Genomic DNA, 12,487 nt, shown 5'->3' on the forward strand with positions numbered 1-12,487 from the left:
ACGTAATGGCCGTGTTGGCTGGGAGAGATTGTGGGAAGGATGGTTTAAATTGCAAACCATCCTTGAAGGTTATGAGCTAGCCAAGTCTCTTGATCTAGAAATGTGATCAAGAGACAGGCGATTGCGGCCTTCAGTCAAACCTAAGCTTTTGTTCTAGCGTCTTTTAGTAAGTCTGCTACTAAGAAGCCAAGTTCTAATACTTGATCAGCATTCAAACGTGGATCACACTGGGTGCGATACCTTTGTGCTAGGTCTTCATCAGAGAGACCGTAGGCACCGCCTGTGCATTCTGTTACATGCTGGCCGGTCATTTCCAAGTGCACACCACCTGGGTAAGAGCCTTCAGCTTTGTGAACAGCAAAGAACTGGCTTATTTCACGTAAAATATTATTAAAGCTTCGAGTCTTATAGCCTGTACTGGCTTTTTCCGTGTTACCGTGCATCGGATCTGATGACCAAATTACCTTTCTACCTTCTTCTTGCACTTTACGGACAAGCGCAGGTAATTTTTCTGGTAAAACATCAGCACCCATACGCGTAATCAGTGTAAGTCTGCCAGGGATATTGTCTGGGTTTAACGCATCAATTAACTCAATTAACTCATCTGGTTTCATACCAGGACCGACTTTAACTCCGATAGGGTTTTTTATTCCTCTAAAAAACTCTATGTGTGCGTGATCTAATTGTCTTGTTCGTTCACCAATCCAAACAAAATGCGCTGAACAATCATACCAATCACCACTTAGGTGATCTCTACGTGTGAGTGCTTCTTCATAACCTAACAGCAGTGCTTCATGAGATGTATATAAATCAGTTTCTTTTAAGCTTGGTGCAACAGCTGAGTTAATACCACACACTTCCATAAATTCAAGCGCGTCTTGAATTCTATCAGCCAGCTGCTGGTATTTCTCTTTTAAAGGGTTTGCCGCAACAAAGCTCATGTTCCAACGGTTAACTTGATGTAAGTCTGCAAGTCCACCTTGCGCAAATGCTCTTAACAGGTTAAGCGTTGCAGCGCTGTGATGATATGCTGTCATCAGGCGATTTGGATCTGGTATACGTGCTTCTTCGGTAAATTCGAAGTTGTTGATTATATCGCCTCTGTACGATGGTAAAGAAACACCATCAATAGTTTCAAAATCAGATGAGCGTGGCTTTGCATATTGCCCTGCCATTCGAGCAATTTTAACTACAGGGCATTTTCCGCCATAGGTTAAAACAACAGCCATTTGTAGGAGTGTTTTAAAAGTATCACGTATGTTAGCAGCGTTAAAATCTGCAAAGGACTCTGCGCAGTCTCCACCTTGTAGCAAGAATGCTTTGCCTTCACACACATCAGCGAGTTGTTTGTATAAGCTGCGAGTTTCTTCCGCAAAAACGAGAGGTGGCGCACTATTAAGTTGTTTTTCTACCAATTTCAGCTCTTGCTGAGATGGGTATTCTGGTTGCTGTACAATTGGATGATCTCTCCAACTGTCAGGGTTCCATGGTTTCATCGGTTTTCCTCATTCCAAGTAGTATTACTTCAAGGTGAAAGTAACGTATAGATGTCTCTGCATCAAGGAAAATTTTACCTTCCCGCTCCTTGAATAAATAAAACAGGCTTATATGTCATACAGAACAAAAGAACACATCATACCATATAATCTGACACGACATATCAATCACCTAAGTTGCCTATAACAGCCAGTTAACAAAGAATTAGGAATTTTAATGCTAACTAACCTAATGAAATTATTTGATTCTATTTATGCACAGCCAAAACAAATATAAGTTGCAGCCCTTATGTATAGGGTTGCTAACGAGGTTGAATTGGCTATCATAAAGGCTTAAGAAATAATGGAAATCGCGGAGGTATATTCAATTTGTGCTGCACACAATACGATTTTTCGTTCAGTCGAAAAAGCAACTTATACAGCAACGTTGTCATATTTTTTTATTACTTAACTCAATACGTACACTTCTAAAAAAACCGCCATATTTATCGTCACACTCCCACCTTTCACGACGACAAAGTACAATATTGATAATTTAACATAATATTTAAGTTTACTAAGTAACCGAACTTACTTAAATTAGGGTTAAGCAAGAAAGAATGCTAAAATTTATAGAGAACACATCATACAAATAGCTGTTATTACATTTAATTCAGCAACAAACACTATACATGGATAACCTTGTCACCAAATAAACACTTCTCTTCATGCTATTATTTATGTTACTAACCACAACGTATTTTATTTCCTTTGTTTGTCTGAAAATTCCCGATGACTAACATCTACAATAGGACAGTATTGAGGTTCTTAAATAATGCTATATATGGATTGACGTTTGTAGAGGTTAGCTAAATTGTGTGCCCAGCAAGTTTGTATTTAACCTAGCAATAATGACTTTGAGTTGAAAAGGCACAAACCGAACTCAAATGCCTATTTTCACTGATAATCGCTCGCTGTATATTGCTTTTAAGGCCGTGCGCCGTGCACTACACCTACTACTACGCACTTACTGATTTTTTGATTTAGCTTGTTGTAAAATACAGTTCTTGGTAAGAACATTAACTGAAGTTGCGTACAAAGTTAGTACTAACAAACTTCATTAGCGTTGTTTATGCTTTTGTTTTTAAGCTATGCGCGTTGCAAGATAAGGAAAAATAATCTGTATTCCAATAATAAGATACAAAAGAGAAGGAATGTGCTATAATTTCAGCAGGGAACACATCATACAATTTTGATGGTATCAACAAGGCAAACAACACAGAGACTATAAGGATGATGTGTTCTACATGAAAACAAAATTTTCCATTCGTTCTCAGTTCGATTTACTTTTTGAACAATTATCGCTTTTTTGTGATGAAGTCCGTAACGCTGATATTGTGAACGCTATTTATTTTCAGTTACCTGAAATCACTAAAGAACTAGAAGATAAAGCTCCGACTTCTGTTCATGTCAGTAAGTTGAGAGGAGAAGAAGCTCTTAAAAAGATAGTAGGCGCTTACTTAGATTTGTTTGTCGATAAAAAAGCCAGTAGCAAAGTTATGCAACGTCATCCTGGCCTTTTGAGTATAAATGATCCAACAGGTCATCTTATAAGCCGACTTAACAACGTGAATGATGCTAAACAAAAATTTAAAGACTTAGTTTTGGAAATCCCAAATAATGATGCTCGCTTTGAGGCTGTTCATAGCGCAGTGCCGTCACTTATAACTCTCGCCAGTTATCGAAAAATTCACAGCGAAAATGCAGTTCCATATTCCGTCCGTTTTACTTGGATGACCAAACATGCAACTCGAACTCTTTCAAAAGAAGCTGCATTAGATATGCTTTCTCGTTCATCAAATTACTCTAATCCACGAATGATTGACCAGCAATCTTGGCAAACGCTTGTTGAACAAGAAAAATTGCGAGTAAGTAGTTTGGGCGATAAAAGTAAACTGCGGATCAGACGACCTACGCGTGTTTCTCCCGAAGTGAATGTTAGATTTTCCACACAAAAACGCTATCACGTAAGCGCAGCGCTTCCTTTTGTTCTTTTTAATCCACATCCGGAAACCAAATTGGGCGACCTGCCCCATTATCAAAAAACGGAAAATCACCCAAGAAAAAGAGCTTATAACTTTTTAGTTGATCGAATTTATCTAGAGAAGGTTGAATAAAAAAAGCGCCAATTTGGCGCCTTTATTATTTTTTAACTATTTCTTCTAATGTATCTTCGTCGATGACTTCTGCATTTTCAACGATACGCTTTCCACCCTGAATCTCGATGCGTTTGTGATGTTTATTCAAAGCTAAAATTTCTTCACAGAATTGTGCTGATGGATGCATCTCATAGACATAGTCAACAATTTGTCCTGTTTTGTCATCTTTAGCATTTGTGATGCTGTATTCTGATATTGCACCTTTTTCGATGAGATCTTTCATCGTTGTTGTCATATCTCGGCGCAATGCTTTTAGTTTGTTCTCAGAAATATCATCTGTTGAATAAATAGTTCCATATTTTTCCATTATGGATAGCAATCTAAAATGATATGTTTTTCCCGGAGCGGCATAGCGCCACAAGTGGTACAAACGAAGCATCATCCAACGAGACAAGCCTCTTTTTAGTTCCTGAGCACTATTAAAGTAGTACCCTTTATACTCTAGGTTATCAATCATGTTATGAACAAAGGCGTTTAAGCATGCAACACATTTTATATTGCCGCCCTGCCCTTTTTTGCCACTAAAATGCAAAGAAGATAAGAAGTTCATATTTGATTCGTAAAACGAATCATCAATATCTGAATTTTTTGTATCAGTTGCCGAATACTTAAATGATAGTTTTGAACCTTGCAAAGCTTCCAAAGATTCTTTTATTTGAGGATATGGCATTGACTGGCCAACAGCCTTCAACTCTTGGGCTAATTCGTTCATCGAAAAGATAACCGCGTATTGAATACCCGATTTAAAGTTTATCTTTACGATTTTCCCCTTAGAAGCAAGACGAATTAGAGCACGCTCAACCTTTTCTTCTCTATCTGAAGGCCACACCAGATATTCAATGTCATCACCATCTTTTTTGGTACTGACAACCGCTGGGGTAATTTTGATTTCACCTTCATACAAAATACCATCAACTTTTTCAGAGATCCGGCGCGTAACAATCGTTTTTTTGGGAGCTTCTTCGAGAGGTAGTTTTTTATGCCCAGAACGTACAAAACGCCCCCAAAGATCATAGTGATTAAAAGTATTAGAATAGGCTCTTAGACCATGGGCTGCGTTTTCGATCGATATACGAACATCTTTATTATCAGTGAATAACGCCAAACTTTCGTTATCAATAGCGCTTTCCACACCATGGATCTGCCCTCGCAACGAATCAGGTAGGTTATCTACCGAGATGTTCACCTTTCGGCTCATTGTTCTTACTTCCAAAATATTATGACAGCTTATAACAACATATTCATAAGCAAAAGTTAATGGCTAAAGTTAGTAAAAATCTGATCCGAACAAAAATTTTTATTTGGGATCATTTTTTTACTAACTAAAACTCACTTCAGATCAAATTTATACTAACTGCGTCAACTTATAGTCAATCTTCAACATCAAGTGTAGCTAAAATATCGCAATAACTACCTGATTTATCAGGGCTCTGTGCATAACTTAATGTTGTCTTAGTATAGATCAGATCTCTACCAAGAAAAGATCTGATCTTTACTTGCTCTGAGCAAATTTTCAAACGTCATTTGTGGGTAACTTACTGATTTAACTTAGTATAAACATGATCTAGATTGATTTTTTTGTGGATAAACATGTTAATAAGCTTTTCATAAATCAGAACCTGAGATTTGGCTTAGTAAAAGCTCGATCTACCACTACGTATAGATCGGATCTTTACTGCGTATAACTGTGATCTGATATTTATCATTTTATTTATAAAAAACAGTAATTTAAATCTTACTTTTCACTACTTAGCCTTATATACCTATATATTTAACCATACTTAATCTTTGTTTATTAATCTTAAGTTGGTAAATTTTCAAATGTCTTTTGTTTTTATTGTTTACTACAATTTTAATGGACATTATAATGTTTGGTATCAAGTAAAGGATATCGTGTATGTCAATTAATAACAAAGCACTATCAACTTATAGTCTTTTGAAGGCAACCGCAGAAGTTGCTGAACAGTCTCTTGAAGGGCGAATTCAACATTATAGAGCTCACCTTAAAACCGATGAGAAAGAGCTTAGAACGTATACTCAAAAAGCAGCTGCAGACCTACTCGGGTGCAATAATAGAACCTTGAAAAGGCGTCATGATCAAGGTGACTTTGACCACCTAAACATCCAAAAAGGTGCAAACGGGCATTACGCTTATACCTTAGCAAATATTTTTGCGATGGCTGAAATCATGGGCGTTGATGCAGATCAAAGAAAAGACGGAGATAAGTTACAAGTTATTGTTATCAATTCTCTAAAAGGTGGCTGCGGAAAAACAACATCACTCGTAAACATAGCTGCAGCACTTGCAACAACAAATATAAAAAGATATCGCATTGGCATTATCGATTTAGATCCTCAAGGTTCATCTTCAAGCTTTTTCCCATCTAATGATCCTGAACCAATCACTGTGGGTGATTTAATGCGAGATTGCATTGAACTTGAAGCAAATGAAACTTGGCAAAGCGTAGTTTCCAGCGCGTTTCAAACAACTCACATTCCAAACATTCGAGTTTTGCCCTCCGGTATGGATGACTTTTACTTTGAGCATGAAACCGCAACAGAATTAAAAGAAAGCTCTAGTTATGAACAAACTCGTCACTATCATAAGTTATATGAAAAAGTAATTGAGCCGGTAGAAAATGAGTTTGACATTATCCTCATCGATACAGCGCCATCTCTTAACTTTATGTTTTATAATGCTCTGATGGCATCTACAGCTATGTTGATCCCCGTTCACCCAGAAGCGGTTGATTTTGATGCAAATAATAAGTATTTGAAACGTTTAGGTGAAATTTATCACACGGTTGCAGCGCTTGGTCATGAAGGTTGGGATTTCATGCAGTTTTTGGTAACAAATTACGTTAAAGGTAATCACTCACAAAGAGATATTGTTAAAGATGTACGTAGTGCATTCGGTCGTCAAGTGATGAGTTACCCGATAAATCATAGCTCTGCAATTACAGCCAGTTCATCTTCGTTTAATACGATTTTTGATCAGAAAACATCAGATAGTTTAGCGAGTCGAGAATCTTTGATCAAAGCACAAGAAAATATAAAAGACGTTGTTGATGAATTAGAAATGTTGATCCGCTCAAATTGGCCATCAACTCAATCATCTATTACGTAATAAGAATAAGGTTACCTAATGGCAAAGAAACGTAAAAATGACACTAGACTTGATCCATTTGCATCTCCAGTTGAAGGCAGCAGTCTTGACGATTTACTAGATCAAGCAAAAGTTGGTGACGTGATCACTATGCCAGCTCCTAGTGATCCAAACAGAACGATCACATTGACCTGTCACGTGATCAAACACAAAGATATTGAATTAAAAACCAAAGTTTACGGTCAGAACCGTCGTGAACAGTCGCTTTTAAACGAACGCTCAGTCGCTGATATATTACCTGCAATAAAAACCGATAAGCGAAACCTTCATCCTGCATTGTGTTGGCAAAAAGACAATGTTCATTGGGTATTGTCAGGCTCTCGTCGTCGAAAAGCTTGTTCTTTGGCTGGCGCTGACTATGTTGTTCTAACATCGAGTGACTTTAATGAAAATGACGCCAAGTTGCTCGCTGTTTCATCAGATCAATACATTGCACCAAGCTTATGGGAACTAGGTCAAGCGTATGCTGGCACTAAGCTTCGCCTTCAAGAACAAGGGAAAAAAGGCTCATTTAGAGAAATAGCGGCAATAGAAGGCGTATCGCATACCGCGATTGCTGATGCGATAAAGGCCTATGAACAAATTCCAAAAAATGTGCTTAACCTTTACCCGACTGCTAATCATGTGGGCAGAGAAGCAGCTAAGAAGATTATAGAAGCCATTCAACAGGAACCTGAACTGTTCCAACAAATGGTTGAAGAAGTGCCGTTACAACCGTTTATGGATGAGCAGATGAGTGACGAAAAGCGATCGTTAATGATCACAAAGTATCTTACAACGTTTGAAGAGAAGTCTCACCGTAATGAGTCATTGTTGGAAAGTGATTTCGTTAAAGTGCAAAGAAGCTTAAAAAGTGGTGATGTAACCATTAAGATTGACAACCGTGTACTGACGGATAAACGTTTAGAACAACTGCAAAAAATTCTTTCAAACTATAATTAATCAAGGTCTGACCAAGTAGCGAATGAAACTGCTTGGTCAGGAAAATTTCTCCCTCTTTGTGCTCCAACCAGTCAAATTAAGCCGTTTATTGTCTATCTACCCCTTTTGCTTACAGGCGCAATCCCATATACTGGGCGGATAAGTAAATTTTAGTGTTGTGCTGATGTCTACGCAGTTATCTAAAGAACAGTTATTTGCTTTGTTTGAAGAAATTAAGCAAGAGCAAGCCACTCAATTTCCACTTTCTGAGCGATTTTTAAAGCAGTACTTTAATGCGCAAATGCTCAGTAAAGCCAAAGAGTATCTAAAGGACTCGCAAATAAGCTTCCTAGAGCATCACGATGACTTTTCTAAGATAGATGCGCAAATTATAGGTAATCAGGGTAATACTTTTTCCCAGCATATTAGTATCGATCAAAATCCAACAGGAGTTAGAGTCGATGCTCAATGTACGTGCTCGAGTAATCCCAAATGTCGCCATATTGCTGCTGTTTTGCTGAAGTTAAAAATTGAGCATTCAGGCGGCTTTGGTGAATCTTATCTAATCAACGATTGGTTTAACGAATTAGAGCAATTACAGTCACCAAAGTTGTATGAAGCAGATAACGTATTGTTGTTTTCATTAGAACCGTACGGCCAAGAATTATTGCTTTCGCCTAAAATTAGCCCGTTTAGACCTGATGGGGAGTATCCGTTAGGTCGTTCGTTAACGGAGCAACAGTTGTCCAGCCAGCTAGCACCAGCAGGTATTGCGGATGAAGATTTTAGGTTATTTACTTGGGTTCGCTCGCAAAATTCGCCAGGACATTATGAACTGACAGGAACTTGGGGGTACGCGGCGTTACAACAGTTGCTCAATACCAACCGGCTTTATTTTCAAAATAATCGAACGCCACTGAGCAGTGCTCATCAGCAAAGCCTTAAGTTTGTATGGCAACACGAAATGGGGCATGTGCAATTACGGCCGCAATTAACCAACACTGAGCAGTGGTTGCTGATTAAAACTGATCCGCCGTATTATTTAGATGTTGAACGCATGTGTGTTGGGCCAATTAATTCTGAACTTGATAGTGGCGAAATAGCTCATTTACAAACTATGCCACCAGTTGCTGCTGAACAACTTGAACAAGTGTACCAACGCTTCGCTCAGTTGTACTGTGCGGATGTAATTGAGCCACCCAAGGGGATGGCTAACCTCGCGGTCAACAAGCGCCTGAGTAACCGTTTGAGCGCAATTGATAGCATTGATGGTAAGCGTTTGAAACTCAGTTGGGACAATAGGGCTAAATTGTCAAAGGGTGATTTAGCTAAGCAGCAAAAGCGCAGTGAACAGCTACTGTTAGGGTTAGGAATGTTTTACAAAGATGGGTTATTCTGCCTGCCTGTCGACAATGATCAAGCTTATCATTGGTTTAATAATGAAGTCCGTCCTCAATTAATAGATAAAGGCTGGGACGTGGACGAAATATCCACCAGTATGCCTGTTATTGAACCAGCCGTATCACTTGCTCTGCGCAGAGATAAGCATCATCATATTCTCGGTAAAGTTCAGTTTGGTGATAAAACAGTTTTGCTCGATTGGGAGACTCGACCTCGCAGCGCCCTCAATGAGCTAGCAAACAAATTTCAATATGTGAAAATTGCAGAGCAATCCTACGCTGTTGACAGTCAAACCTTTAGTAAGCTCTTAAGCCTAAAATCTCGTTTTAGCTATTATTTGTCTAATAGCCAGTTTAAGTTTCCTCTGTATTTCGCTAAAGAATTGTTTGCTTTAGAAAATATAACGATTAGCTGTGATGATACTCGCTTATTGAGCTACCTTGATGAATTGCAAAACCCACGTGAAGCGTCAAATATTATTCCAGCAAGTACAAGCCAAACCTTTGTGCTGCGAGATTACCAAGAGCAGGGAGTAAATTGGTTGAAGTTTTTAAACCGACATCAGCTTGGCGGGATCTTGGCGGATGATATGGGTCTTGGCAAAACTTTGCAGGTTATTGCCTATTTCATTACCCAGCATAACACCTTGGTGAATATGCCCAGTCTCATTGTTTGTCCAACAAGTTTGGTTGGTAATTGGCAAAGTGAGTTTGCGCGTTTTGCACCACACCTGAGCCTTACGACAGTGCACGGCAGCAATCGAGACGAGAGTCTTGCCCAAATACATAAAGCTAAGTTTATTTTGACCACCTACCCTCTTTTGAAAAGGGATTTGGCCCATTATAAAGCGCTTGAGTTTGACTCTATCGTGCTTGACGAAGCGCAATATATTAAAAATGAATCAGCGCAAATTTCTAAATGTGTAAAACAACTCAAAGCACAGTTCAAATTATGTTTAAGTGGTACCCCAGTAGAAAACAATCTATTGGAGCTAAAATCACTGCTTGATTTTGTTATGCCCGATATTTTGGGAACAAGACAGCAATTTAAACAATATTTCCAATATCCGATTGAAAAAGAGCAAAACAGAGAAAGAGCCAAAGAGCTGCACTCAGTTATCACACCGTTTATTTTACGCCGAACAAAAGCGCAAGTTGTGCAAGAATTACCAGATAAAACCGAGCTGGTAAAAGAGCTAGAGTTTTCACCTAATCAAGCAAAGCTCTATAGTAGTGTTCAACAACAAGTGGAAGACAATTTAACTCACTTATTTAAAGAGCAAGGCGTACAACGTAGCAAGCTGATGTTTTTAGACGCATTATTAAAGCTTAGGCAAATTTGCTGTCACCCTACTTTGGTGGATGCTCAAAATCAGGGGGAGAGTGCTAAATTTGGATGGCTGCGAGATCATCTACCGATCATGCTTGAGCAAGGTCGAAAAGTGATTATTTTCAGTCAATTCACAAGTGTACTTGATTTAATTGCTCAGCAATGTGAGCAGCAGCAGCTTTCTTTCACTATGCTAACAGGGCAAACTCGCCACCGGGATAAGGCGATTAGTGCATTCACAGACGGTCAATGTAATGTATTTTTGATCAGCCTGAAAGCGGGTGGAACAGGACTAAATTTGACCCAAGCCGATACGGTCATTCATTTTGATCCCTGGTGGAACCCCGCAGTCGAAAACCAAGCAACCGATCGTGCTTATCGAATAGGACAAGACAAGCCTGTTTTTGTTTACAAACTGATCATGGCAAATTCAATAGAGCAAAAAGTGTTTAATATGCAAAAACAAAAGCAAGCGCTTGTAGATGCTTTATTTGAAGATAAGGGTATGAATTTAAATAACTTTGATGAAGAGCAAATGCTGTCGCTGTTACGTTGATATTAATGTTCAGGTAAATAATTTAATTTTATGTTGAACTAAACATATATCAGCGAGTCTATTATTGTGCTTGTTGTAGCGATAAGCATTTGTTGATTTCCCCCTTGATTACCATTTTGTAATAAAGCCAGCGCAAGCTGGCTTTTTTGTTTGCTAAGATTATAAGTGCATGGGCGGCATTCCATATTTGCTCCATATTATGATGATTAAATACCCATACTCAAAAGTAGCCAGTTAAATAGTTAGAACGTTTAACACGAATAAGGAAATATCATTATGAGCCGCCATGAATTGCCACAGGATCTTAATTTTATAGAACCGGCATCGCAATGCGATTATGATCTGTTGGATGAAGTAGCCGCAAGTGAAGATCTCGATAGTATTTTAGTGATGTTGCTTTTGGATGATACGCTATCAGATTCATTACGCCGCAAAGTAAATAACCAGTTAAAAGCAACACGAAGTGCCACATTGAACTAGAGGGTTTATGCACCATATTTTAATAGTCGAAGATGATTTTGATATTGCCGAGCAATTAGTTTTGTTCTTCAAAGCTTCAGGGTTTGAAACCTCTCATATCGCTGATGGTGGTTTGGTTGTTGACTGGGTTAAGGCAAATCAACCAGACGCTATTGTTATGGATATCATGTTGCCCAATCAAGATGGTGTTGAGTGTATGAAGCAAATCCGCCAGTTTTCGATGGTCCCAATTGTGATGGTAACAGCTAAAGTTACAGAAGCCGACAGGCTCAAAGGCCTCGAATTTGGTGCTGATGATTACGTGTGCAAGCCATTTAGCGCCGCAGAGCTGGTAATGCGTATTAAAGCGATTTTAAGACGTTGTACACCCAGTGAGCAAACGCAGCAAAAAGTGGTGGTCAATGAGTCTGAGTTATCTATTAGTATTGCTGGCAAGCAACTTGTTTTAACCAAGGTAGAATTCGATATATTTATACTCTTGTATAAAGCACCAAGTCGCGTGTTCTCACGCCAACAAATCTTAGACCTTATTCAGCCTGATAATTTTGATATATCAGATAGAGTTATTGACAGTCACATAAAAAATATTCGTAAAAAAATAAAGCAACTCGGCTTCTCTGCCAAGTTAATTGGCTCTGTATATGGTGCTGGCTATCGTTACGATGCTCAACAGCTAGAAGAAGCTTAATTTCAGCTTCGGATAAGCAAATTTACCCACTACATCGCTTTCACTTACAATTGCCCGCTATGATAAGTGAAAGCACCCTGCTATTGGACTAAATATCCATTTCCTATTGAAAAACTCTTATCCAAACTAGGGGTTAATTAGTCGACACTGAAAATCACTTAATGCATTGATCTTCTTGATGATCTAAACGATCTTACTATCCTCATTTTGCAACGTTTGTTTTCTCACCCCTCAAAACCTTGCAAAATGGAG

Annotated in this window: 8 protein-coding genes; 6 read left to right on the top strand and 2 right to left on the bottom strand. The window is 38.6% G+C overall.

The window, feature by feature from the left end:
• Positions 1–140: 140 nt before the first annotated feature.
• Positions 141–1,496 carry a class II 3-deoxy-7-phosphoheptulonate synthase gene (locus HC733_RS20810; protein ID WP_190366899.1) on the bottom strand — a complete coding sequence of 452 codons (1,356 nt, stop codon included), beginning with the start codon at positions 1,494–1,496 and terminating at the stop codon, positions 141–143.
• A gap of 1,286 nt (positions 1,497–2,782) precedes the next feature.
• Between HC733_RS20810 and HC733_RS20815 the strand changes: the two genes are divergently transcribed.
• Complete coding sequence (locus HC733_RS20815; RefSeq protein ID WP_190366900.1) at positions 2,783–3,652, top strand: DNA replication terminus site-binding protein; 870 nt, start codon at positions 2,783–2,785, stop codon at positions 3,650–3,652.
• A 25-nt stretch (positions 3,653–3,677) separates the two neighbouring features.
• Here HC733_RS20815 and HC733_RS20820 read toward each other — a convergent pair whose 3' ends face one another.
• Positions 3,678–4,892, bottom strand: a complete 1,215-nt coding sequence (locus HC733_RS20820; RefSeq protein WP_190366901.1) for a replication protein A — start codon at positions 4,890–4,892, stop codon at positions 3,678–3,680.
• A 699-nt stretch (positions 4,893–5,591) separates the two neighbouring features.
• On the opposite strand from HC733_RS20820, the gene HC733_RS20825 reads away from it, so the two are divergent.
• From HC733_RS20825 to HC733_RS20845, 5 genes are all read left to right on the top strand, one after another.
• Positions 5,592–6,821 (top strand): AAA family ATPase, encoded by a 1,230-nt coding sequence (locus tag HC733_RS20825; RefSeq protein WP_190366902.1) that lies wholly within the window; start codon positions 5,592–5,594, stop codon positions 6,819–6,821.
• 18 nt (positions 6,822–6,839) lie between these two features.
• The gene (locus tag HC733_RS20830; protein WP_190366903.1) at positions 6,840–7,802 is read left to right on the top strand and encodes a transcriptional regulator; all 963 of its coding nucleotides are present in this window, start codon (positions 6,840–6,842) and stop codon (positions 7,800–7,802) included.
• Positions 7,803–7,965: 163 nt separating this feature from the next.
• A complete protein-coding gene (locus HC733_RS20835) occupies positions 7,966–11,067 on the top strand; it encodes a DEAD/DEAH box helicase (RefSeq protein ID WP_190366904.1) in 3,102 nt (1,033 codons plus the stop codon).
• 276 nt (positions 11,068–11,343) lie between these two features.
• On the top strand, positions 11,344–11,547 hold the full coding sequence (locus HC733_RS20840; RefSeq protein ID WP_190366905.1) for a hypothetical protein: 204 nt from the start codon (positions 11,344–11,346) through the stop codon (positions 11,545–11,547).
• Between the two features lie 7 nt (positions 11,548–11,554).
• Positions 11,555–12,235: a response regulator gene (locus tag HC733_RS20845; RefSeq protein ID WP_190366906.1), complete on the top strand. Its 681-nt coding sequence runs from the start codon at positions 11,555–11,557 to the stop codon at positions 12,233–12,235.
• Positions 12,236–12,487: the final 252 nt, after the last annotated feature.

Source organism: Pseudoalteromonas sp. S16_S37, assembly GCF_014694405.1.
In the GTDB taxonomy this organism is placed as follows: domain Bacteria; phylum Pseudomonadota; class Gammaproteobacteria; order Enterobacterales; family Alteromonadaceae; genus Pseudoalteromonas.

What these genes read in the sequence shown, in the direction of transcription:
- HC733_RS20810 (WP_190366899.1), bottom strand. Translation starts at nt 1,496, where the DNA reads ATGAAACCATGGAACCCTGACAGTTGGAGAGATCATCCAATTGTACAG.
- HC733_RS20815 (WP_190366900.1), top strand. Translation starts at nt 2,783, where the DNA reads ATGAAAACAAAATTTTCCATTCGTTCTCAGTTCGATTTACTTTTTGAA.
- HC733_RS20820 (WP_190366901.1), bottom strand. Translation starts at nt 4,892, where the DNA reads ATGAGCCGAAAGGTGAACATCTCGGTAGATAACCTACCTGATTCGTTG.
- HC733_RS20825 (WP_190366902.1), top strand. Translation starts at nt 5,592, where the DNA reads ATGTCAATTAATAACAAAGCACTATCAACTTATAGTCTTTTGAAGGCA.
- HC733_RS20830 (WP_190366903.1), top strand. Translation starts at nt 6,840, where the DNA reads ATGGCAAAGAAACGTAAAAATGACACTAGACTTGATCCATTTGCATCT.
- HC733_RS20835 (WP_190366904.1), top strand. Translation starts at nt 7,966, where the DNA reads ATGTCTACGCAGTTATCTAAAGAACAGTTATTTGCTTTGTTTGAAGAA.
- HC733_RS20840 (WP_190366905.1), top strand. Translation starts at nt 11,344, where the DNA reads ATGAGCCGCCATGAATTGCCACAGGATCTTAATTTTATAGAACCGGCA.
- HC733_RS20845 (WP_190366906.1), top strand. Translation starts at nt 11,555, where the DNA reads ATGCACCATATTTTAATAGTCGAAGATGATTTTGATATTGCCGAGCAA.